Here is a 23,495-nt window from a genome sequence, read left to right as displayed (position 1 = left end):
ATGAAAGTAACAGAACATATAAACCGGGCAAAAGGAGAAACCTTGTTTTCTTTTGAAATTGTTCCGCCACAAAAGGGAAGAAATATTCAGGATCTTTATAATAATATAGATCCGTTAATGGAATTTAATCCGCCGTTTATAGATGTGACTACCTCGCGGGAAGAACACATATATATTAAAAAGGAGGACGGTTTACTGGAAAGAAAAATTACCCGTATGCGACCCGGAACGGTTGGTATTTGTGCCGCAATAAAGCAAAAATATAATGTAGACACTATTCCGCACGTCCTTTGTGGCGGTTTTACCAGGGAGGAAACCGAGTATTTACTGGTAGACTGTCATTACCTGGGAATTGAAAATGTAATGGCCTTGCGTGGGGATGCGATGAAACACCAGCGCTATTTTGAACCTACAAATGGTGGAAACTGTTTTGCCAGTGAGCTGGTAACACAAATTAAAGATTTGGGAGAAGGAAAATACCTAAACGAAGTTATTGAATCTGATAATAACGCCGATTTTTGTATTGGTGTGGCCGGTTATCCCGAAAAACACCTGGAATCACCTTCTCTGCAAACCGACCTAAAAAGGCTTAAGGAAAAAATTGATGCCGGTGCAGATTATGTAGTTACCCAAATGTTTTTTAATAACCAGGCCTATTTTGATTTTGTGGCCCAGGCAAGGGAAGCAGGGATTACTGTGCCTATAATTCCGGGTATAAAACCCATAGCAGTTAAAAAACATTTGCAATTATTACCGCAGGTTTTCAGTATAGATTTACCCGAGGAACTAATAAAAAGTGTAGAAGCCTGTGATAATAATAAGGAAGTAAGAAAAGTAGGTATTGAATGGGCTATAGCGCAATCTAAAGAACTGAAAGAAGCCGGAGTTCCAGTTTTGCATTATTATTCAATGGGAAAAAGTACTAATGTTCAGAAAATTGCGGAGGCGGTTTTTTAAAATATTAGGCTACATTTGCGGATAATGAAGAAAATTACCGCCCTTATTTTTCTTTTTATCCTTGCTGATATTTCGGCCCAGGATTCCGGGAAGAACTATTATTCTTTTGATGCGAATTATTTCTACGGGACCATTGCCAAGCACAGTCCGGATATTGCCCATTTAATTACCGGGCATCCCACGGGTTTAATTCTGGGGTTCAACAAAAAAAGTTTCGGATTTGAAACCTGGGAAAAGCGCTACAATTATCCCGATATAGGTGCTTCTTTTACCTACCAGGATATGAAAAATCCGAGTTTAGGAGAAAATTACGGACTTTACGCTCATATGAACTTCTACCTGCTTAAACGCAATTTAATGTTTAGGATAGGACAGGGGATGGCTTATGCTTCCAATCCTTACCATCCGGATGATAATTATAAGAATAATGCTTACGGTTCACGCTTGCTGAGCTCTACTTACCTGATGGCGAATTATAAAAAAGAAAATATTTTTGAAGGTCTGGGCGTGCAGGCGGGGCTTTCGTTGATTCATTATTCCAACGCCGATTTTAAATCGCCCAATGCCAGCACCAATACGATTACTTTTAACCTGGGAGTAAATTATACACTGGATCATCAAAACCTGCCCAATTATATTCCAAAAGGACCAAAAGAAAAATATACAGAGCCGATTCATCTTAATTTTGCTTTGCGAAGTGGCGTAAATACTATGGGAATTATCGGGTCTAAGCAATACCCATTTTTGACTTTTTCAGCTTATGCCGATAAGGTGCTTAACCATAAAAGTACGCTTCAGGCGGGAACAGAAGTTTTCTTTTCAAAAGCCATGGAAGAACGTATTTATTACCAGTCGGTAGCTTTTCCTTCAGGAAATACCACCGGGAATGAGGATTCTAAACGGGTTGGGGTTTTTGTTGGTCACCAGTTGAATTTCAATAAACTATCGGTGATCACGCATTTGGGTTACTATGTGTATTATCCTTACGAACATTTTGTAGATCAATTATATAACAGGGTTGGTTTGCAAAGAAAAATTACCGAGAATCTTTGGGCTTCACTTACCGTGCGATCTCATTATGCCAATGCGGAAGCTGTAGAACTTTCAATAGGGTATCGATTATGAAAAAAGGAATTTTAAGCATAGCGATATTGGTTTTTATCTTTTTAGGATGTGATTCTGAAGAAGCGCCCACCTGCATACAAACTTCAGGGGAGATAATTTCTGAAGAATTCACTGTTGATTCCTTTGAAGAAATTATGGTCTACGAACGTGTTAAGCTCTTTGTTGAACAGGGCGATGAACATAGGGTGAAGATTGAAACCGGGGAAAACCTTCGGGAAAATGTATATGCTGAAGTTGTAAATAACCGACTTGAACTCAGAAATGAAAATTCCTGCAATCTTTTTCGGGATTATGAGATCACAAAAATTTATGTAACCACACCGAGTTTAAACTGGTTGCAAAACAGCAGCGGAAGTGCTATAGAAAGTATTGGTACACTAAATTTCCCGGAGCTTTGGTTACGATCTTTTAACCAGGAACGTAATCCCGATATTCATACCAACGGTGATTTTATTCTTGACCTGGAAGTAGAAAATCTAAGAATTACCAACGATAATATTTCCAATTATTTCCTCACTGGAAGTGCCGAAAAAGTAAACCTGTTTTTTGCGAATGGAGACGGAAGGCTGGAAGCAGGTGAGTTTATCGTGCAACATTATGATATTTTACATCGTGGAACCAATAAATTAATCATCAATCCGCAGCAATCTTTAAGAGGGGATATTTTTGGGTTTGGAGATATTATTTCTAAAAACCGCCCAACCGAAGTAAGCATAGAAGAACACTACACCGGGCGACTTATTTTTGAGTAAGTTCAGCAAATAAACTATCCAGATTCTTGGTTTTTTGATTTAACTGAAGTGTTTTTAATCCGTTATCGTGGGCAAAATCGAAAACTGCTGGGCGCATATCTTCTTTAGTATCGAAAGTGAGTTCATAGGCAAATCCGCCAACATTTTTAGCAGAAAGAAGATGTGGTATTTTCTGAAGTGCAATTTGCTCAACCCGGTAATCAAATTCAACTAAAATCACCTGTTCATTTTCTTCGCGTAGATCTTTCAAATTTTTATCAGCAACAACTTTTCCTTTACTAATAATAATCACACGGTCGCAAATAGCTTCTACTTCCTGCATAATGTGAGTAGAAAGAAAAATAGTTTTACCAGATTTTTCTTTTCCGATATTTTTAATGAGGTTCCTGATTTCCACCAATTGATTAGGATCCAGTCCTGTGGTAGGTTCATCTAAAATCAAAACCTCGGGGTCGTGTAACAGGGCGGTGGCGAGTCCCACACGTTGGCGGTACCCTTTAGAAAGTTGCTCGATTTTTTTATTGGCTTCCGGCATTAGGCCGGTAAGTTCGATAACTTCTTCTATTCGTGATTTAGCGGTTTTATAAATTTTAGTGTTGAATTCTAAATATTCACGCACATACATTTCAGTGTATAACGGATTATGCTCTGGTAAATAGCCAATTTGCTGCTGAATTTTATGTAAATCGTCTTCAAGGGAAATTCCGTTTACTTCAGCTTTTCCTTCGGAAGCAGCTAAATAACCGGTAAGGATTTTCATTAAAGTAGATTTTCCCGCGCCGTTTGGTCCCAAAAAGCCCACAATTTCTCCTTTGTTCAATCTAAAAGAAACAGAATCTAGTGCTTTTTGTTCACCGTAAAATTTTGAAATTCCTTCAACATGAATAGACATAGCAAGCATTTTTTCAAAAGTAAGGATTTTTAAATCGCCGGAAATAGGTCGAATCAGCATTTATTCCGGTTATAAAAAGTATTTTCATTGTAGATTTCGGAATTACTAAGTGTTTATTTTAAACCCTATTAGAAAATTTTCGATGATTCTGTATAAAAAAAGCCAAGTCTGTAAAAAGCCTCTAAAAGCTTAAAAAATTCTAAAAAATGGTTTTTCATTAAAGAATTATATTCTAATTTAGCCCCGTAACAAAGAAACAATGAATCACTTAATTAGCTGGAACGCATTCTATTTTTTTTATTTCTATTTCAGAGATAGGAACGGGAATGCTATGTAATTAAGAAAAATATTATATAAAAAAGTCCCGATAAAATCGGGACTTTTTTTTTGCTCACTAAGGGAGATTTAATTTGTGTAGCGTTAGAGTTTAAATGTTTTGTTTTTTCAACTTAATGTGTGTTGGCTTCACTGTAGAATATTAATCTGCTAAGTGAGATTTATTATAAAAAATTAATGGATAAAATTATTGCAATTCAGGGGGTACAGGGTTCATTTCACCATTTGGTGGCACAGGAATATTACCATAAGGAGGTTGAGGTTTTAGAATGTATGTCTTTTGCCGAACTCACAAAAAGCCTTCTAAAAGGTGAAGCCAATGAAGGCGTGATGGCTATAGAAAATTCTATTGCGGGTTCTATTTTACCGAATTACGCGCTTATAGATGAAAATAATCTAAAAGTAGTTGGGGAGCATTACATCCCAATAGATATGAATTTTATGGCAATGCCGGGGCAAAAGATAGAAAACATCAAAAAAGTCTATTCGCACCCTATGGCGCTTTTGCAGTGCAAAGAATTCTTTAAAAAGCACCCGCACATTAAATTGATTGAAGATACCGATACCGCTGAAGTTGCCAGGAGAATTTCAGAAAAAGGAAGTACAAAGGTAGCGGCGGTGGCCAGTAAAGCTGCGGCGCATTTATTCGGACTTGAAATTTTAGCAGAAAGCATTCATACGAAGAAAAGTAATGCGACGCGTTTTTTGATCATAAGCACAAAAAAGAAAGAGCCAAACGGTGATAAAATAGACAAAGCTTCTTTAAAGTTTGAACTGGAAAGCAAACGCGGGAGCCTGGTTTCAGTGTTAAATATTTTAAGGGATTTTAACCTGGATATGACCAAGATACAGAGTATGCCCATTATTGAATTTCCGTGGAAATATTCATTTTTTATCGATGTGATCTTTGAAGAATACGAAGAATTTCAAAAAGCCATGGATATTTTGGAAGTAATGACCGAGCGATTAACAATTTTAGGAACCTACAAAAACAGTTTGTAATGATAGAGCAGGCCAAAAGGTTGAGTAACGTAAAAGAGTACTATTTTTCTACAAAATTGAAGGAAGTACGTGCTATGGCGGCTGCCGGGAAAGATATTATTAATCTGGGCATTGGTAGCCCCGATTTGGCGCCACCGCAGCAGGTAATTTCGGCGTTGAATGAAGCTTTGGTAAATCCCGGGGCACACCAATATCAGCCTTATAAAGGCACTCCCGATTTTAGAAATGCAATTGCTGAATTTTATCAAAATCATTACCAGGTAGCTCTCGATCCAGAGACCGAAATCCTGCCACTTATGGGTAGTAAGGAAGGAATCACCCATATTTCTATGGCTTTTTTAAATGAAGGTGATGGGGTGCTTATTCCAAATCCCGGCTATCCTACTTATTCTTCGGTTACCGAACTTGTAGGAGCTAAAGCGGTTTATTACGATTTGAATGGCGAAGGAAGCTGGCTGCCAAATTTAGAAGAACTGGCTAAAAAAGATCTAAGCAAAGTAAAACTCATGTGGGTGAATTACCCGCATATGCCCACCGGAGCTTCTGCAAACGAAAGCCTTTTTAAAGAACTGGTAGCATTTGCCAAAGCCAATAAAATTTTGATCGTGAACGATAATCCCTACAGTTTTATTCTTAACGATAATCCCAAAAGTATTCTAAAAGCTGAAGGTGCTAAAGACGTGGTTTTGGAATTGAATTCTTTAAGCAAAAGCTTTAATATGGCCGGCTGGCGAATAGGAATGCTCTGCGGAAGCGAAAAGAATCTGAACACTGTACTGAAAGTGAAAACCAATATGGATAGCGGGATGTTTTATCCGCTTCAGGCCGGAGCAGCTGCTGCTTTAAGATTAAATAGTGACTGGTTTTCTGCTCAAAATGAAATTTATCAAAGCCGAAAAGAAAAAGTATTGGAGCTTGCTGAAGCTTTACAATGCGAACCCGAAAAAGACCAAACCGGGATGTTTGTTTGGGCAAAGGTTCCAAAGGGAACAAACGCAGAAGCTTTTGTGGATTTTCTGTTGAATAAATACCACATTTTTACTGCGCCGGGTTTTATTTTTGGAAGTAATGGCGAAGGTTATATACGGTTTTCACTTTGCGCAACCGAGGAGAATATTAACCGGGCAATCAAAAGGATAGTAGAATGAAAGTTCAAATAATAGGAATCGGACTTATAGGCGGCTCTTTTGCGCTGGATATTAAATCGGCTTTTCCTGAAGCAGAAATCTTTGGAAGTGATGCCGATGAAAAGAATTTGAAGAAGGCGCAGGAACTTGGGATTATAGATCACCCGGCGAAAATTGAAGATGTTGAGCACGCTGATGTTGTTTTGATCGCAGTTCCGGTAGATGTAGCGAATAAAGTAGTTGCTGATGTTTTAGACCTGGTTAACGAAAACACACTGGTTTTTGATGCAGGTTCCACAAAATCGAGACTTTGTAAAGAGATTGCTAATCATAAAAATAGAAGAAATTTCTTAGCCGCTCATCCTATTGCGGGAACCGAGTTTTCCGGTCCTGAAGCAGCGATTTCTAATCTGTACCGGGATAAAACCAATATTATTTGTGAGGTTGAAAAGACGGCTTTTAAACTTCAGGAGCGGGCGTTGGATATTTTTCAGAAACTGGGAATGCGCATCAGGTATATGGATCCTGTTTCCCACGACCGGCATATTGCTTATGTATCGCATTTATCGCATATAAGTTCGTTTATGCTGGGAAAAACAGTTTTGGAAAAAGAACGAAACGAACGTGATATTTTCGATTTAGCGGGTAGTGGATTTGCTTCTACCGTAAGACTTGCAAAAAGTTCCCCGGCAATGTGGTCGCCAATCTTCAGAGAAAATAAAGAGAATGTGCTGGAAACTTTAACTGAATATATTAATAATCTTACGCATTTTAAAGACTTGCTGGAAAATGATGATTTCCAGGAAGTTTATAATGAAATGCAACGCACCAATCATATTAAATCAATTTTAAACGGAATAAATTAAAAATCAGGATTAAATTTTAAATTATGGAAAACAACAAAGAACAAAGAAAATGGCTTGATGATTTCGGATTAGATCATCCACTGGTAATCGCAGGCCCTTGTAGCGCTGAAACTGAAGAGCAGGTTTTAAAGATCGCTCACCAATTAAAAGATACTGACGCCACAGTTTTACGTGCCGGAATCTGGAAACCAAGAACAAGACCGGGAAACTTTGAAGGTGTTGGTGCGCTTGGTTTAAAATGGTTGAAAAAAGCCAAAGAAGAAACCGGAATGTTAACCACTACCGAAGTTGCAAATGCGAACCATGTAGACCTTGCTTTGGAAAACGATGTTGATATTCTATGGATTGGCGCCAGAACAACGGTTTCGCCATTTATTGTTCAGGATATTGCTGATGCACTTAAAGGAACCGATAAAACCGTTTTGGTTAAAAACCCGGTAAACCCGGATCTTTCACTTTGGTTAGGTGCGGTAGAAAGATTTCATACTGCCGATATCAAAAATCTAGGGGTAATTCACCGTGGATTTTCAGCTTACGAAAAAACCAAATACAGAAATAATCCTGAATGGCAGATCGCTATTGAGCTTCAGAATAAATTCCCAGATCTTCCGCTAATTTTAGATCCTTCGCATATCGCGGGACGTAGGGATATCATTTTTGATCTTTGTCAAACTGCTTTAGACCTCAATTATGACGGACTTATGGTTGAGACTCATCACACTCCTGATGATGCCTGGAGTGACGCTGCACAGCAAATCACCCCCGCAACACTTGTTCAGATTATGAAAGATTTGAAGATTAGAAAAGAGGTTTCAGAAAGTGAAGATTTTAAGAATAAATTGAACACTTTAAGAGCTAAAATTGATGTAGCCGACAACCAATTGATCGAGCTGCTTTCAAAACGAATGAAAATTTCCGATGAAATAGGTCAGGTTAAAAAATCACAGAACGTTTCTGTTTTACAGACGAAAAGATGGAACGAAATTCTTGGAAATATGGTTCTGGAGGGAGAGCAGCACGGTTTGAGCGAAGAATTTATTCTGCGTTTATTCAAAGCGGTTCACCAGGAATCCATTAACCACCAGGAAAAAATTATGAAAGCATAATAAACCTTGTTTTCCATGATTTTTGGTTTAAAGGCAAGTAGTGAATGCTGCATTTGCTATTTTAGCAAAGTGGCTGTTTGAAAGACTTTTTTTCGTCAAGCTGTCCCGAAGCTTCGGGATTTAGGATCTAATATCTAATATGAACAACTTAGATCCTGAAACGAGTTCAGGATGACGTTTCCAAAACTTTCAACCAGCCACTTAAAAAACCATAATGTGAATGAAAGGAACCGTTTATAAATCTACCGGAAGCTGGTACCAGGTAAAAAGTGAAGCCGGAAAGTTTTACGATTGCCGTATTAAAGGAAAATTCCGAATTAAAGGTATTAAAAGTACCAACCCGGTTGCAGTGGGTGACCGCGTGGAATTTGATATTGAAGACAAGGAAGGTGCGGAGCAGGGAGTAATCAAGAAAATCGATACACGCGAAAACTACATTATTCGTAAATCGGTTAACCTTTCTAAGCAAACCCATATTATTGCGGCGAATATAGACCAGGTTTTTTTACTTATTACACTTAATAATCCGCCCACACTTACCACTTTTATAGATCGGTTTTTGGTTACTGCGGAAGCTTACCACGTAAAGGCGGTTTTGCTTTTTAATAAGGTAGATACCTATAACGAAGACGAGCTGGTAGAGATTAAATATCTCGCCGCTATTTATAGAAATGCAGGTTACGATTGTATCGGGATTTCTGCTGCCACCGGAAAAAATGTGGATAAGGTAAAGGAGATGATGCTAGGTAAAACCAGTATGTTTGCGGGCCATAGCGGAACCGGAAAATCCACATTGATCAATGCGATTGAACCCGGTTTGAATTTAAAAACTTCTCAAATTTCTGAACAACATAAACAAGGCCAACATACCACCACTTTTGCTGAAATGTTCGACCTTAATTTTGACGCCAGGATAATTGACACCCCCGGAATTAAAGGTTTTGGTGTGGTAGAAATAGAAAAGGAAGAGCTGGGAAATTACTTCCCTGAGTTCTTTAAGATGAAGCAGGATTGTAAATTCCATAATTGTCTACACCTGGAAGAGCCGCAATGCGCGGTAAAAGATGCACTGGAAGAAGGCGAGATCGCCTGGAGCCGTTATAAAAGTTATTTGCAGATTTTAGAAGGAGAAGAAGACAATTACAGAACAGATATTTATCCAAAAAAATGAGAATAGTTTTACAACGGGTTTCTAAGGCTTCCGTACAAATAAACCACAAAATTAATGCTGTAATGCGTACCGGTTTATTGATTTTACTAGGCATCGAGAACGAAGATACCCAGGAGGATATAGACTGGCTTTGCAATAAAATTGTAAAAATGCGCATTTTTAACGATGAAAATGACGCGATGAATCTCTCACTATTAGATGTTAACGGTGACGCCATTGTGGTGAGTCAGTTTACTTTACACGCTTCTACCAAAAAAGGAAACCGGCCGAGTTTTATAAAAGCTGCCAAACCAGATGTTGCTGTTCCGCTTTATGAGAAATTCATCGAAAAACTGGAAGAAACATTAGGAAAACCAGTTGGGACCGGAGAATTTGGTGCCGATATGAAAGTGGAGTTAATTAATGATGGACCGGTGACAATAATTGTAGATTCAAAACAAAGGGAATAAAAATGAACATAGAAAACGCTCAAAAGGCTGTAGACGATTGGATAAAAGAACATGGAGTTCGGTATTTTAACGAACTCACTAATATGGCGCAACTTACCGAGGAAGTAGGGGAAGTTGCCAGGATAATAGCCCGCCGTTATGGCGAACAAAGCGAAAAGGAATCTGATAAAGAAAAGGACCTGGGAGAAGAGCTGGCAGATGTAATGTTTGTAGTGCTATGTCTTGCCAATCAAACAGGGGTGGATCTTCAGGAAGCTTTTGATAAAAAATTGGATTTAAAAACAAAAAGAGACCACGACAGGCATCATAATAACGAAAAGTTAAAATAATGAAGTTCAAAGAGATGATTTCGCAAAGGCCTTTCTGGAAATCGGTTTTATTTCTTGGCATCGGCTTCCTGATTGTATATGATATCGTAAGTATGCTGTTTGAATACGGCGGATTTCATTTTGAAGCCTATTTTACCGAACGTACAGAAGACGGAAAGTTATTTCGTTTTATCGCGGGCCAACTGCTTGCAGCTTTTGCTTATGGTTTTATAATATCGTTTGGGCAGTTTAGAGCAAAACAAAAGAAAGATGCTGAAAATTAATACAGCCAATTAATGAATTTAAAGATTTCGAATACCAAAAAGCATCTTGCTGGAAATATAAAAATTACCGGCTCTAAAAGTGAATCTAATCGCTTACTTATTTTACAGGCTTTATATCCCAACTTAAAGATCAGTAATCTTTCCAATAGTGACGATTCCCATTATTTGCAAAAAGCCCTACAAAGTGAAGAGGAATTAGTAGATATTCATCACGCCGGGACGGCAATGCGGTTTTTAACTGCCTATTTTTCGGCTCAAGAAGGCCGGGAAGTGGTTTTAACCGGAAGTAAGAGAATGACCGAGCGTCCTGTTAAACTTTTGGTGGATGCGCTAAAACAAATGGGAGCCGATATTTCTTACGAACAAAACGAAGGCTACCCACCTATAAGAATTAAAGGAAAAAAACTTACCGCGAATCGTGTTTCTTTGGAGGCTAATATTAGTAGTCAGTATATTTCTGCTTTGATGCTTATTGCTCCTTCCCTACCCAACGGACTCGAGATTAATCTGGAAGGTAAAATAACTTCTACTCCTTATATTAAGATGACTTTGGAAATCTTGCAGCGAGCGGGAGTTGAAGGAATTTTTGAAGGAAATACCATCAAAATAGAACCTACTCCAGTAGTAGAAAACCAAACATTAGCGGTAGAATCAGATTGGAGTTCGGCTTCTTACTACTATAGTCTGGCGGCGATAAGCGAAACTGCCGACCTTAAGTTAAGTACGTATAGAAAAACCAGTTTGCAGGGAGATTCCTGTCTTGCGGAAATTTATAAACAATTTGGGGTTACTACTAAATTTGAAGGCGATCATATTATCCTTGAGAAACGCCCGGGTAGTAAACCAAAACATATTGAAGAAAACCTTCAAAATTCACCAGATATCGCCCAAACCATAGCGGTAACCTGCCTGGCCTTAAACGTACCCTGCCATTTAACCGGTTTACATACCTTGAAAATTAAAGAAACCGACAGGCTGGAAGCTTTAAAAACGGAAATTGAAAAATTTGGAAGTAAAGTAAAAGTCACCCATAACAGTTTGGAGCTTTTTCCGCAGAAAGATTTTTCAGAAAATGTTTCCGTAGCAACTTATAACGATCACCGTATGGCGATGGCTTTTGCTCCGCTGGGACTCAAGGTTCCATTTGACATTGAGGATGCTGAAGTTGTTTCAAAATCCTATCCGGGGTTTTGGGAAGATTTCGAAAAACTTAATTTCGAGATTGAAAAAACATCAATTTAAAAGCTTTTTTTAAATAAACCGTTAATTACTTGACAACCCCTACCTTGAGATTGTATATTTGCCGCTTCTAAAAATGCAATTATGGGAATGAAACTTTCACACTTCAATTTTGAACTTCCGGATGAACTTCTGGCCGAGTACCCTTCAGAGAACAGGGACGAAGCCAGGTTAATGGTTCTTAACCGAAAAGAACAAACAATTGAACATAAACAATTTAAAGATATTCTGGATTATTTCGAGCCTGAAGATGTAATGGTATTGAACAATACTAAAGTATTTCCGGCACGTTTATATGGTAATAAAGAAAAAACCGGTGCGAGAATCGAAGTTTTTCTTTTAAGGGAATTAAATCCTGAAACCAAACTTTGGGATGTTCTTGTAGATCCTGCGAGAAAAATCAGAATCGGGAATAAGCTTTATTTTGGTGAAGACGAAAGTTTAGTTGCAGAAGTTATAGATAACACTACTTCCCGCGGAAGAACCCTACGTTTTCTTTACGATGGTTCTTACGAAGATTTCAGAAAGAAACTTAAGGAACTAGGGGAAACTCCACTTCCAAAATATATAAAGCGTGATGTGGAACCTGAAGATCAGGAACGTTACCAAACCATTTACGCAAAAGAAGAAGGAGCTGTAGCTGCCCCAACTGCCGGACTTCACTTTTCTAAGCATCTTTTAAAGCGCTTGGAGATAAAAGGAGTAGATTTCGCTGAAGTAACCCTACATGTTGGTTTAGGAACTTTTAGCCCGGTAGAGGTGGAAGACCTTAGCAAACATAAAATGGACAGCGAAGAAGCTTTTATTGAAAGAAAAGCTACGCAAACCATAAACAAAGCAAAACTGGAAAACAGACGTGTTTGTGCAGTAGGTACTACTGTAATGCGTGTGTTGGAGAGCGCGGTTTCTTCAAACCATACCTTAAACGAGTTTGGTGGCTGGACCAATAAATTTATCTTTCCTCCTTACGATTTTAGTATTGCCAATTGTATGATCACTAACTTTCATACACCAAAATCTACTCTTTTAATGATGATCTCGGCCTTTGCCGGTCATGACTTTATGAAGCGTGCTTATGAAGAAGCGGTAAAAGAGAAATATCGTTTCTATACTTATGGAGATGCGATGTTGATCATCTAACTGAAAAAAGTTTTAAATACAGAAGCCACAGCTTATAAAATTAGGTTGTGGCTTTTTTGATTTTGCTTAGCATCAGAAATTAAAACACTTAGCTTCAGCTTAACTTAAAAATCCTTTAATTCTTCATACTTTTGCAGCGTGTAAAATAAGAAATGGATTAAGTATTGATTTTACTGGTGTGATGAGATATGTTGAGTACAACATTGCTTATATTTTTATGAAAATGTTGTACGCATGTTGTATTTTCCTATATTTGGGAAAACATCACCAACATGAGTACCACTGTTAAAATTGTATTCCGAAAATCCCGAAAGAGTTCTAAAATAGGGCATCTTCACGTTAGGACAACCGCAAATAGGGTATCAAAATTTAGGAGTCTTGGAATAAAACTGTCGGCTAAGCATTGGGATGAGGCTAATCAACGTGTATTACCCAGCCTTAAAAATGAGTATAAGAATTTTAATTCTGAGATTTCTAAGGTCTTAAGAGATTTAAACGATAATCAAAATAACATTACAAGCCTTGATGATGATTCTACCACTATTTTAAATTATTGGTACTCATATATCAAAACAACCCCGAAAGCATCGACTGAAGCAATCAGGAGCACCGCATTTAATCATTTCACTAAATTTCTTGGTATTCAAGGGCAAAGTGAGTTGACCTTCTCGCAATTAGCACCAAATCATGTGGACATGTTCAATAAGTATCTGTCCGAGGTGGGGTTAACCCCAGAATCCACCAAAACCTATATGGGTTTTTTAAAAGCTGTTGTAAATAAGGCTAAGAATGAAGAACTTGTTTATTATAAGGTAAATCCATTTGTGAATGTGAAGTTCAAACCATTTCGGAATAAAAAGCCTAAGACAGTAAGTAAAGAATTTCTTAAGGATATTCAAGACTTTGAGTTCAAACCAAATCAAGCCTTTGTTAGGGATATGTTTTTATTTCAAATTATGTGTGGTGGTATGCGTGTGGGTGATTTCTTAATGTTAAGTTGGAACAATGTTAAATTCCATGATGATGAAGTAAAACTTTATTATAGACAAGGGAAATCAAGAACGGAGATGGTGCCAAAGATTCCCTTAGTTGCTATGAAGTGCCTACATAGGGTCTTAAATGAAAATTATCCAGCTGAGGTTAAGTTGATAGAGGAGTACCAGGAAAAGGTTTCAATATTAGCTGAAAGGATAAAAGATAAAAAAGAGAAATTAAATGAGTATGATTTATTTGTGGAAACGCAGGATAGTATGATTGATTTTGATGAGCGAGATTACCGTTTACCCACAAATAGTGATGAAGCACCTGTTGATAAAGAAGCCACCATTGCTTACCTCAATCTTCAGTTGAAATCAATCAACAAAAAGATTTTTAAGACCTATAAGGAAATTATAAGCAGGGAACAGGCAAATCCACAAAAAACTATTTTTGGGTTTATAGACGCCTCTGAAATACACCGTAGCGGTGTAGTAACCAAAAGAAGTTTAAAGATTATTCATAGGGCTACATTAAAGTATAATTATCACTTAAAAGTGATATGTAAAAAACTAAATTATCCCCCAATTACATCTCACCAGGCAAGGCATACCTATGCCCAATTTCTTTCAGATAATAACCTCAACGTGTATTTTATATCAAAAGCCATGGGGCATTCTTCTATTGAGATTACAGCAAATTATCTCCGTGATATGGATTCATCCTCACTTGATAAGGTTAATGAAAAATTACAAGATATATTTTAAGATTGAGGTGGTGTGAAAATTAAAAACTGTAACCTATGCGTAAATGTAGGTTGACCGCAAGTTCTCCTTCATCTTCCGCATAACCTGCACTCTTAGCAAAGATGTGATTGTAACCGAAACCAATCCCTGCTTCATAATTAAAGTGGCTTCCAATGTGTCTTCTTATTCCCCAAGTTGGAATTAATGATAAATTGGGTATCACTGATATATTATCATAATTGGAGATGGTGAACAAGTCTGGGCGATATGTCCCCTTTAATGAAAGGAAATTTCCGCTGTTGTTCTCAATTCTTTTGGATTTATTCTCTCTTTTACTCAGGTTATAGTACCATCTTGGTTCAAGATTAATTGTAGGAACAAAAATTACTCCTGTCTTTGGTAGAAAAGCACCCCCAAATATAGAAGCGTCAAGACCAATCTCAGTCCGTAGAGCAATCTCATTTGATAATCTTGATTCATTGTAACCCCAAATTCCTAAGAAACCTGTTTGGACACCATATGTAGAGTTTTCAACACTGGTGGAGGTTTGGGATGTACCAATGAACGGTAATGATAGGAAAGCGAGGATTAAAAGAATTTTCTGCATTATAGTTTTTTTGATTTTTTATGAGCGGCAATCTACGTGTTTTTTCATACCTACAAAAAAAATGTTATTTTTTATTTAAATTTCTTTCCTAAGTGATGCCTATCTGCTGGGCTATTCGGGGGCAGAGAAAAATATATTTACATGGACTATTGACTTTGTGGTGCGAATAGAGTATAATGGTGTATATATAATTATAACTGATTTATTAACTAAAAAAATGGAAATTGAAACAGGAGTAAGATTTGATTATTACACCACCAAAGTTGGTGATGTGGTAAGATTGAAAAATGTGGCGGCATTTCATGAGCTGCCAGCGAATAAGAGGGAAACAGTTTTTTTGATGGTGACCATCGGGAACAGGTTCGGACTCTCAGGTAAGAAGCTATTGGCGCAGAAGTATGCGGAATGTCTATATCCTCCATACCTTCCTTCCTATGAACATTTCGATGGAAGAATAGCTGACAGGGATGATAGAAGGGCTGAGGTTCAAGAGCTATATGATATGTTTATTGAAATAATAGATTGTGATCTGGCACAGCCAGATCACGAATAGGTGCAAAAATAAGGAGAGCAAGAGGCGGCTTTTGATAGTGGTTTTCGGCACCGTTTATTTATAAGAAAACCATAAGTAGCTCATTAATCACTATTAAAGTGGTTGCAGGAAAAATAAGTTTGGATTCCTGTTTACTTAGAATACCTTACGAAGATGTTAGGGTTAATAAGGAATCAGGAATCTGCGATACGTGGGTACACTACAATGTAGATACTCAAGAAATGGAAGATAGTGAACGTAGTAAGCGATTAATTAGAGAGTTAGACGGTTATGAAATTTACTTCTCATTGCAGGATAAAAAATATAGGGGATACGCAGAGCATTATCTTGTGATGACCCTGAATGCCAAAATACTTGAACATCAATATTTGGAAGGCATAACAATAGATAATATAAGAAAAGTGTATGATAAAATTCAATACCTTGATATTGTACATTTTGATTTTGATGTGTTTCTAAATAAGTCTATATGTACTGACGTGGAAATCAAACAAGATTTTGTTTGTACGAATGAAGTATATGATAGGATGAAAAATGAGATGAAAAGGGCTACCCCTTTATCTCAGAAATTGAACATTGGTTATATGGAATTTAATACTGGGATAACGTGGAATAGAAGGGCACAGGCACCTGTTTCGCATCCGTTTGTGGAATTATATGATAAGCATGAGGAAATACAACAAAAGAAGAATCAAGTCTTTAAAAGTAAGTTCTTGAGCGGAGCCAACACTCATGGTCTGAGAAGGATTGAGTTTAACCTTAAAAACAAAAAACACTTTACCAGATATGAAATTTTTGATTGCTCCTTATTTGGGATTTTGAGCTTAACTGACCAAAGGAAAAATGAAATTAAACAAGAGGTTTTGGGGCGTGTAGTTGATTTCCGTAAAGTGAAACAGAATATAGTGAAACCTCAGCTACCACCAGCCCAGCAAATGTTATTTGAATTGCTCAAGTCTAAATTGGATTCGGGTCAAAGTTATTCAGCAGCAATAGAAGATATTACCGCATCATTGAATGCGAACAATGCGTTTAAATATCGTGTGAAATTTGAGGATTTATATAAAGAGTACTTTTGTGAAGTTAATGCAGGTGCCTGGATGTATAATACACCACTTCAGTTCATTTTGGAAAAATAAGTATTAAAGTAGTGATTGCTTAACTATGATACTGGGTAAATATCTCTTGTGAGGAGATGAGGTATATAGAATAGAAGATTTATAAATGGTGTAGATAACAAGAATTATTGTAACTATATCATTAGTATATGACAACTTAAATAGGAGGTGTATTTGGTGTAAAATACAGGAAACACTATCAAAACCCTTAAAAAAGGTAGGTTAGTGTGTAAGGACAGTTTCAATTTCGGTTCTGGTTTATCATAATGAACATTACTCCTTCCTCCCTGGGTATGTAGGGGGGGGCTGGTTAAAGTCCTCCCCACTGTAGCCCAAATTTTAGATAGTATCAAATAATCAATTAAAAATCACCAACTCCGCTCTTACAATAGGTAAAAAAAAACAGTTTCGTGAATCACCATGCGGGTTTCCATTAAAAATTTTTAATAGAAAAATCAGGTAATTTTTTGGGGGGTATAAATTGATTACCTTTGTCAGCTAATTGATTGCTTCAATACGACATAATTCTGTTAATAAAATCTTAAAAATCATAGTTTGTTGTACTAATGTTGTACGAATTTAGATTATTAATTTATAATGTATTGCTTATCAATTAATTACAAATAATTATTATTTTACAGCGTGAAAAACAAGAAGAAAGACATACGGGCACTTACCAAAGTACAACTGCAAGAATTTTTTGTAGCCAATGGCGATAAATCTTTCCGCGGTAGTCAGGTATACGAATGGCTTTGGAATAAAGGCGCTCATAGCTTTGAGGCGATGACCAATATCTCTAAGGCCACGCGTGAAATGCTGGACGAGAACTTTGTGATCAACCACATTAGGGTAGACCGGATGCAACGGAGCAGCGATGGAACCATTAAAAATGCCGTTAAGCTGCACGATCAACTTACGGTAGAATCTGTTTTAATTCCTACGTCTAGTAGAACTACGGCCTGTGTTTCTTCCCAGGTAGGTTGCAGTTTAGATTGCCAGTTTTGTGCCACAGCAAAATTAAAAAGAATGCGCAACCTGAATCCCGATGAGATTTACGATCAGGTAGTAGCCATAGATAATGAAAGCCGTTTATATTTCGACAGGCCGCTGAGCAACATCGTTTTTATGGGAATGGGTGAACCGCTTATGAACTATAATAACGTAATGAAAGCGGTAGAAAAGATCACTTCTCCCGAAGGTTTGGGAATGTCTCCAAAACGAATTACCATTTCAACCTCAGGAGTGCCAAAAATGATCAAGAAACTGGCCGATGATGAAGCTAAAATCAAACTTGCGGTTTCCCTTCATTCCGCAATAGACGAGGTGCGAACGCAAATAATGCCTTTTAATGAAACTTTTCCATTAGCCGATCTTCGGGAAGCTTTGGAATATTGGTATTCAAAAACCAAAAGCCGAATTACTTACGAGTATATCGTTTGGAAAGATATTAACGACACGCGAAAAGATGCGGAAGCCCTGGTGCGTTTCTGCAATTATGTACCGTGTAAAGTGAATTTAATTGAGTACAATCCTATAGATGATGGTAATTTCCAGCAAGCATCTTCTAGTGCAACAGATATGTACCAGCAAATTTTGGAACGTAATGGAATTACAGTAACAGTGAGACGTTCCCGCGGAAAAGATATCGATGCCGCTTGTGGCCAGTTGGCTAATAAATCGGCATAATCCTTCATTTTGGCTTCTTGATTTTGAAAGAAAAACCCTCGATGAATATTCTCTATAAATAATTATCTTTGGTGGCTTAATGAAAGTAATTTCCCAAATAAAACTTCCGGTTGAGAAAGAGATGGAACTTTTCGAGAAAAAGTTCCTGGAAGCCATGTCTTCTAAAGTGGCGCTTCTTAACAGGATCACTCATTACATCGTTAACCGCAAAGGGAAGCAAATGCGCCCTATGTTCGTTTTCCTTGTTGCCAAAATGGTTTCGGACGGCAGCGTAAACGAACGCACCTATCGGGGAGCTTCTGTTATAGAGCTTATTCACACTGCTACTTTAGTGCACGATGATGTTGTGGACGATTCTAACCGGCGTCGCGGGTTCTTCAGCATAAATGCTTTATGGAAAAATAAGATCGCGGTTTTGGTGGGGGATTATTTACTCTCCAAAGGTTTGTTGCTTTCTATAGATAATAATGATTTCGACCTGCTGAAAATTATTTCAGTAGCCGTTCGGGAAATGAGTGAGGGTGAGTTGCTGCAAATTGAAAAAGCCAGGCGTTTAGATATTACCGAAACGGTTTATTACGACATTATTCGGCAAAAAACTGCGACTTTAATTGCGGCTTGCTGTAGTTTGGGCGCTGCTTCTGTCAAGCCAGATTCTGATGAGATTGCTAAAATGAGACGTTTTGGTGAGTTAATCGGGATGGCTTTTCAGATAAAGGATGACCTTTTTGATTATGGCGATGAACAAATAGGAAAGCCCACCGGGATTGATATTAAGGAACAAAAAATGACTTTGCCTTTGATTTATGCGCTTAATAATTCGACTAAAAAAGAAAAAGATTGGGTAATCAATTCGGTTAAAAATCACAATAAAGACAAGAAGCGGGTAAAAGAGGTAATTCAGTTTGTGAAAGACAAGGACGGTCTGGACTATGCGGTGAGACGTATGGAAGAATTTCAGCGGGAAGCTATGGTGATTCTGGAAGACTATCCGGCTTCACCTTATCGTGAATCTTTGGAGCTTATGGTGAATTACGTGATAGAACGTAAAAAATAAGGCTGCTTTGTAGTATACCGTCACCTTGAACTTGTTTCAGGGTCTAAAATCCTATTGAAAACCGTTCGTGGTATTCTGATTTCTACAAAACAACCTTAGTCATTTTTAAAGAGTTTATCCATTAAATATCGTCTTCGTGAATTTCTTCATCTATTTCTCTTTCTACTTTTTCTGCACCTTCCTCAACTTTTCTGGCACCCTCTTTCACTTTTTCGCCGGCTTTATTCACATTGTCTTCGATGTCTTCGCCTATAGCTTCTACAGCATCTTCAGTTTTTTCCTGGGTAGTTTCACGGCAGGAATATAAACTGAGTGCAAAAAATGCAACTAAAATAAATACTAACTTTTTCACGGTAATCTGGTTTTTGTTTAAACTAAAAAAGCCACCTTCAGTTAAGAAAGCAGCTTTAAAATTTCTTTGAAAGAAACGATTACATATTGTCGTCTTCGTTCATTTCTTCTTCCATTTCTTGCTCAGCTTCTTCAGCTTCAGCTTCTATTTCGTTACCAGCTTCTTCCATCTCATCTCCTGCTTCTTCAGCAGCGTTTTCGATGTCTTCACCAGCAGACTCCATAGCGTCTTCTGTTTTTTCTTCAGTAGTTTCTCTACAAGAGTAGATAGAAAGTGACATTGTTGCAACAGCAAAAAGTAAAAATAATTTTTTCATTTTAGAAATATGTTAATTAGTTGAAGGAACAAATTTAAACTATTTTTTAATTATGCAAGGGATTCTTTTCAGTCAAATATTTCCAGTATCGCCTGGGGACATGCTGTTGGTGAAGCCTTGTGTTTATGCGGGATTTGATTGTGGTAGCACCAAAATAACTTTTCCATAATTTCTGAAAATCATTTTCACTGCCATCAAAGAAATACCGGTTTTCTTCTGATGAACCCAAATTTTCAGAAAAATCGATATTGATGATTTCAGTTTTATGTAGATTATAATAGAGCCCGAATTTACGCTTCACATCATAAATTATCCATTCCTGGTCGCTGTAGCGGGTTGTAAAATGTTTTTTTATAATAGGAAGTACATTAAAATCAGGTTCAATCTTTGCAAAATAGATGTTGTCTTTTGTTAATTGAAATCTTACAAAGGCTTCTATACGGTGTTTTTCCCGACTTACCTTTTTAGCGATTTGTGCAATTTTAAGCACATGTGAATTCGCAAAATCTCCATCTATACTTTTTTTATAGTGAAAAGTGTGTTGAAAATACTTTAAAATTTCTAATTCAATTCCCGGTTCTTCGCTTAAGTAAGCATAATATACAGCGTTTGTACCGCGAGGAGAAGCAATCTTTTTAAAAGCTTTCCAAACCCTATCCGCCTTAGATTTATCTGTTATTACTTCAAGACTTTCGCTAAATAATTCCTCATTGGCAAGTCCCGGAGGGTTTATCGCCACCACCTGTAATTTTTCCTCATAGCTTAAGAAAATACCGCTAAGTAAACCATTAAAAGTGCCGTCGTAAATTAATGAAGTTGTTGGCTGCATTTAGAATAGACTTAATTGGCTACTATATTCTTTTCTGAATTTTCCAACCGAATTTCGAAGAATAAGCGATTTGATTTTCGCTGAACCTAAGTCCCTTGTTTCCCAACCACGAGAATCACAGATTATAAAATATCGCGCCCGGTTAAGGGCAACGCCAATAGCTTTTAAATGATCGTAATTTAGTTTTCTATATTTTCTCGCGTTCAAAATCTTGCTTACCGATTTTAAACCAATACCGGGAATTCTTAGCAAAGTCTCTTTTTCTGCACGATTAATATCTACCGGGAAATGCTGCGGGTTTCTCAAAGCCCAGCTTAATTTTGGATCTACTTCCACATCCAAATTAGGAAACTGCTGGTTTAATAATTCATTTACATTAAAACCATAAAATCTCATTAACCAATCGGTTTGATACAATCGGTTTTCCCTTAGCATGGGAACCTGCGAACCCAGGGAAGGTAATCTTGGATCGTTTCGAATGGGCACATAACCGGAATAATACACCCGTTTCATATTATAATTTTTATAATAATGATTTGCGGAAAGCATAATTTCCCGGTCACTTTCTCCCGTTGCACCCACTATCATTTGCGTGCTTTGTCCCGCCGGTGCGTATTTTGGGGTGCTTTTTATAATTTTTTTTTCGGAGTTGTATTGCATGATTTCATTTTTAACCTTTTCCATAGGTTTTATAAAATCGGCGTGATCTTTCTCGGGAGCTAATTTTTTTAAGCCGGAAACTGTGGGAATTTCAATATTTACACTTAGTCTATCGGCATAAAGTCCGGCTTCATACATTAACTCATCGCTAGTACCGGGAATTGATTTTAAATGAATATAGCCGTTAAAATTTTCTTCCAGGCGTAATTTCTTAGCAACCTGGATTAAACGTTCCATCGTGAAATCGGCATTTTTAAAAATTCCGGAACTTAGAAATAGTCCTTCAATGTAATTTCTTCGGTAAAAATTAATAGTGAGATCTACAACTTCCTGCACTTTAAACGCTGCCCGTTTTATGTCATTGCTTCTCCTAGTCACGCAATAAGCGCAATCAAAAATACAATGATTGGTAAGCAGGATTTTAAGCAAAGAAACACAACGCCCATCTTCGGTATAGGAATGGCAAATTCCCATTCCGTCAGAATTTCCCAGGCCTTTATTTTTATTAGAGCGTTTGCTACCACTGCTGGAACAGGAAACATCGTATTTCGCTGCGTCAGCCAGAATTTCCAGTTTTTCCTTTATTCGATCAAACATCATAGTCTTGAAGTTTGATCCAAAAATAGGAAAAAATCCTATATTTTGGATTAAATACTAATTATTAAAGCCCGGATAGGTTTCAGTGTAGCGGCCTTTGCTGCATGGTATCATTTTCAGGTTGATAAATGTCCAGCTTTAATGCTTCTCCGTTTTTGGTTGCATAGGTTTTGGTTTCAGTGTCTTTCAACTGAAAAGAATCATCTATAAATCGCTGTTGTGCTGAAATTGAAAAGCTTATCAGAAATAAACCAATGGAAATCAAATCTTTCATAAGCAAGATATTTTAGGAAGCTTCAAGATACTCAATTTTGCAGGGAGAATAAGTGGGGATTTTAATTTTAATATTTTATCTTCGCTGCGGAAATTAGATTAAAAAGCTATGAGTTTACAGGATAAAGTAATGGCAGAGATGAAGGCTGCTATGAAGGCTAAAGACAGCGAAAAGCTGGAGGCTTTACGATCGGTTAAAAGTGCTATTTTATTGGCCAATACTGAGAGCTCTGCAAAAGAAGGTTTAACTGAAGATGAGGAGCTTAAAATTTTGCAGAAACTAGTAAAGCAACGCAAAGAAAGCGCTGCAATTTATCGGGAGCAGAACAGACCAGATTTGGCAGAGCCTGAAGAAAAGCAAGCCGCTGTAATTGAGTCTTTTTTACCTGAACAATTAAGCGAAGCTGAGATTGAAGCCAAAGTAGACGAAATTATCGCTAAAACCGGTGCCAGCGGAATGCAGGATATGGGAAAAGTAATGGGAATGGCTAGTAACGAATTAGCTGGTAAAGCTGATGGCAAAACGATTTCCACTATTGTAAAAAGTAAATTGAGCAAATAATTATTGATTTTAGACTGTATAAAAAGTTTTATAAATCGTCATCCTGAATTTATTTCAGGATCTAAGTTTTTGCTAATTAAAGTATATTAGATGTTGAAACAAGTTCAACTTGGCGAACATAGAACTTTTCAATCAGGCTATTTTTATACTGGCCGCGTGGCGCAACTGAATAGCGCATCAGATTTCGGCTCTGAGGGTTGCAGGTTTGAATCCTGCCGCGGTCACTAAAGCAAAAAGTCTGCACTCCAGTGTAGACTTTTTTATTTCCCCAAAAAATCTGAGCTTGCCTGAAGATTTATTAAATTTAAAGCTTATCAAATCAATGTTTTGATGATCTTTTGGAAACAGCACCCACAAAATACTTACTTTTGAAACCTTGTCTGGAAGTGCAATTCATGAAGACTTGAAAA

General features: G+C 37.4%; 26 protein-coding genes and 1 tRNA gene. 20 read left to right on the top strand and 7 right to left on the bottom strand.

From position 1 onward, the window contains the following. The 3 genes from metF to LB465_RS00210 are packed head-to-tail and all read left to right on the top strand — an operon-like array spanning position 1 to position 2,834. Positions 1–957, top strand: coding sequence for a methylenetetrahydrofolate reductase [NAD(P)H] (gene metF / locus LB465_RS00220; RefSeq protein WP_224465816.1), 957 nt, complete (start codon positions 1–3; stop codon positions 955–957). Positions 958–981: 24 nt separating this feature from the next. Further along, positions 982–2,082 carry an acyloxyacyl hydrolase gene (locus LB465_RS00215; RefSeq protein ID WP_224465814.1) on the top strand — a complete coding sequence of 367 codons (1,101 nt, stop codon included), beginning with the start codon at positions 982–984 and terminating at the stop codon, positions 2,080–2,082. Next, entirely contained in the window at positions 2,079–2,834 is a 756-nt protein-coding gene (locus LB465_RS00210; protein WP_224465812.1) for a head GIN domain-containing protein, read from the top strand. Before LB465_RS00215 ends, LB465_RS00210 begins: the two co-directional genes overlap by 4 nt. Here LB465_RS00210 and gldA read toward each other — a convergent pair. Then, positions 2,821–3,726 carry a gliding motility-associated ABC transporter ATP-binding subunit GldA gene (gene gldA, locus LB465_RS00205; RefSeq protein ID WP_224466185.1) on the bottom strand — a complete coding sequence of 302 codons (906 nt, stop codon included), beginning with the start codon at positions 3,724–3,726 and terminating at the stop codon, positions 2,821–2,823. The genes LB465_RS00210 and gldA overlap by 14 nt on opposite strands. A 513-nt stretch (positions 3,727–4,239) precedes the next feature. Between gldA and LB465_RS00200 the strand changes: the two genes are divergently transcribed. From LB465_RS00200 to LB465_RS00150, 11 genes are all read left to right on the top strand, one after another. Then, complete coding sequence (locus LB465_RS00200; protein ID WP_224465810.1) at positions 4,240–5,064, top strand: prephenate dehydratase; 825 nt, start codon at positions 4,240–4,242, stop codon at positions 5,062–5,064. Continuing rightward, positions 5,064–6,212, top strand: coding sequence for a pyridoxal phosphate-dependent aminotransferase (locus LB465_RS00195; protein ID WP_224465808.1), 1,149 nt, complete (start codon positions 5,064–5,066; stop codon positions 6,210–6,212). Before LB465_RS00200 ends, LB465_RS00195 begins: the two co-directional genes overlap by 1 nt. Then, entirely contained in the window at positions 6,209–7,057 is an 849-nt protein-coding gene (locus LB465_RS00190; RefSeq protein WP_224465807.1) for a prephenate dehydrogenase, read from the top strand. The genes LB465_RS00195 and LB465_RS00190 overlap by 4 nt, the downstream gene beginning before the upstream one ends. 23 nt (positions 7,058–7,080) lie before the next feature. Beyond that, on the top strand, positions 7,081–8,163 hold the full coding sequence (locus LB465_RS00185; protein ID WP_224465806.1) for a bifunctional 3-deoxy-7-phosphoheptulonate synthase/chorismate mutase type II: 1,083 nt from the start codon (positions 7,081–7,083) through the stop codon (positions 8,161–8,163). A gap of 220 nt (positions 8,164–8,383) precedes the next feature. Further along, the gene (rsgA, locus tag LB465_RS00180; RefSeq protein WP_224465804.1) at positions 8,384–9,334 is read left to right on the top strand and encodes a ribosome small subunit-dependent GTPase A; all 951 of its coding nucleotides are present in this window, start codon (positions 8,384–8,386) and stop codon (positions 9,332–9,334) included. Next, positions 9,331–9,783 (top strand): D-aminoacyl-tRNA deacylase, encoded by a 453-nt coding sequence (gene dtd, locus LB465_RS00175; RefSeq protein ID WP_224465803.1) that lies wholly within the window; start codon positions 9,331–9,333, stop codon positions 9,781–9,783. Before rsgA ends, dtd begins: the two co-directional genes overlap by 4 nt. Before the next feature lie 2 nt (positions 9,784–9,785). Next, positions 9,786–10,112 (top strand): nucleotide pyrophosphohydrolase, encoded by a 327-nt coding sequence (locus tag LB465_RS00170; RefSeq protein WP_224465802.1) that lies wholly within the window; start codon positions 9,786–9,788, stop codon positions 10,110–10,112. Further along, positions 10,112–10,375: a hypothetical protein gene (locus tag LB465_RS00165; protein WP_224465800.1), complete on the top strand. Its 264-nt coding sequence runs from the start codon at positions 10,112–10,114 to the stop codon at positions 10,373–10,375. The genes LB465_RS00170 and LB465_RS00165 overlap by 1 nt, the downstream gene beginning before the upstream one ends. Positions 10,376–10,387: 12 nt before the next feature. Continuing rightward, the gene (aroA, locus tag LB465_RS00160; RefSeq protein ID WP_224465799.1) at positions 10,388–11,617 is read left to right on the top strand and encodes a 3-phosphoshikimate 1-carboxyvinyltransferase; all 1,230 of its coding nucleotides are present in this window, start codon (positions 10,388–10,390) and stop codon (positions 11,615–11,617) included. An 81-nt stretch (positions 11,618–11,698) separates the two neighbouring features. After that, positions 11,699–12,754: a tRNA preQ1(34) S-adenosylmethionine ribosyltransferase-isomerase QueA gene (gene queA, locus LB465_RS00155; RefSeq protein ID WP_224465797.1), complete on the top strand. Its 1,056-nt coding sequence runs from the start codon at positions 11,699–11,701 to the stop codon at positions 12,752–12,754. A gap of 272 nt (positions 12,755–13,026) precedes the next feature. Then, a complete protein-coding gene (locus tag LB465_RS00150; RefSeq protein ID WP_224465795.1) occupies positions 13,027–14,496 on the top strand; it encodes a tyrosine-type recombinase/integrase in 1,470 nt (489 codons plus the stop codon). Positions 14,497–14,515: 19 nt separating this feature from the next. On the opposite strand, the gene LB465_RS00145 is transcribed toward LB465_RS00150, so the two are convergent. Continuing rightward, on the bottom strand, positions 14,516–15,082 hold the full coding sequence (locus LB465_RS00145) for a hypothetical protein (protein ID WP_224465793.1): 567 nt from the start codon (positions 15,080–15,082) through the stop codon (positions 14,516–14,518). A 217-nt stretch (positions 15,083–15,299) separates the two neighbouring features. Between LB465_RS00145 and LB465_RS00140 the strand changes: the two genes are divergently transcribed. From LB465_RS00140 to LB465_RS00125, 4 genes are all read left to right on the top strand, one after another. Then, positions 15,300–15,635, top strand: coding sequence for a hypothetical protein (locus LB465_RS00140; RefSeq protein ID WP_224465791.1), 336 nt, complete (start codon positions 15,300–15,302; stop codon positions 15,633–15,635). Between the two features lie 98 nt (positions 15,636–15,733). Further along, a complete protein-coding gene (locus LB465_RS00135; RefSeq protein ID WP_224465789.1) occupies positions 15,734–16,774 on the top strand; it encodes a hypothetical protein in 1,041 nt (346 codons plus the stop codon). Between the two features lie 621 nt (positions 16,775–17,395). Next, complete coding sequence (gene rlmN / locus LB465_RS00130; RefSeq protein WP_224465788.1) at positions 17,396–18,439, top strand: 23S rRNA (adenine(2503)-C(2))-methyltransferase RlmN; 1,044 nt, start codon at positions 17,396–17,398, stop codon at positions 18,437–18,439. Positions 18,440–18,518: 79 nt separating this feature from the next. After that, the gene (locus LB465_RS00125) at positions 18,519–19,496 is read left to right on the top strand and encodes a polyprenyl synthetase family protein (RefSeq protein ID WP_224465787.1); all 978 of its coding nucleotides are present in this window, start codon (positions 18,519–18,521) and stop codon (positions 19,494–19,496) included. Positions 19,497–19,617: 121 nt separating this feature from the next. Here LB465_RS00125 and LB465_RS00120 read toward each other — a convergent pair whose 3' ends face one another. The 5 genes from LB465_RS00120 to LB465_RS00100 all read right to left on the bottom strand — a co-directional run bounded on the left by LB465_RS00120 (position 19,618) and on the right by LB465_RS00100 (position 22,524). Then, positions 19,618–19,848 (bottom strand): hypothetical protein, encoded by a 231-nt coding sequence (locus LB465_RS00120; RefSeq protein WP_224465785.1) that lies wholly within the window; start codon positions 19,846–19,848, stop codon positions 19,618–19,620. A 79-nt stretch (positions 19,849–19,927) separates the two neighbouring features. Then, positions 19,928–20,164 (bottom strand): hypothetical protein, encoded by a 237-nt coding sequence (locus LB465_RS00115; RefSeq protein WP_224465783.1) that lies wholly within the window; start codon positions 20,162–20,164, stop codon positions 19,928–19,930. A 46-nt stretch (positions 20,165–20,210) separates the two neighbouring features. After that, on the bottom strand, positions 20,211–20,993 hold the full coding sequence (locus LB465_RS00110) for a TIGR03915 family putative DNA repair protein (protein WP_224465782.1): 783 nt from the start codon (positions 20,991–20,993) through the stop codon (positions 20,211–20,213). After that, positions 20,994–22,253: a putative DNA modification/repair radical SAM protein gene (locus LB465_RS00105; protein ID WP_224465780.1), complete on the bottom strand. Its 1,260-nt coding sequence runs from the start codon at positions 22,251–22,253 to the stop codon at positions 20,994–20,996. Positions 22,254–22,332: 79 nt separating this feature from the next. Next, positions 22,333–22,524 carry a hypothetical protein gene (locus tag LB465_RS00100; RefSeq protein WP_224465779.1) on the bottom strand — a complete coding sequence of 64 codons (192 nt, stop codon included), beginning with the start codon at positions 22,522–22,524 and terminating at the stop codon, positions 22,333–22,335. 108 nt (positions 22,525–22,632) lie between these two features. Between LB465_RS00100 and LB465_RS00095 the strand changes: the two genes are divergently transcribed. Beyond that, entirely contained in the window at positions 22,633–23,085 is a 453-nt protein-coding gene (locus tag LB465_RS00095) for a GatB/YqeY domain-containing protein (protein WP_224465778.1), read from the top strand. Between the two features lie 150 nt (positions 23,086–23,235). Next, positions 23,236–23,309 (top strand) — tRNA-Arg (locus LB465_RS00090). Positions 23,310–23,495 lie beyond the last annotated feature (186 nt).

This window comes from Salegentibacter lacus (genome assembly GCF_020164555.1).
Taxonomy (GTDB): domain Bacteria; phylum Bacteroidota; class Bacteroidia; order Flavobacteriales; family Flavobacteriaceae; genus Salegentibacter; species Salegentibacter lacus.
The sequence above is the reverse complement of the archived record's forward strand: the minus strand, read 5'-3'. Positions and strand labels throughout refer to the sequence as shown.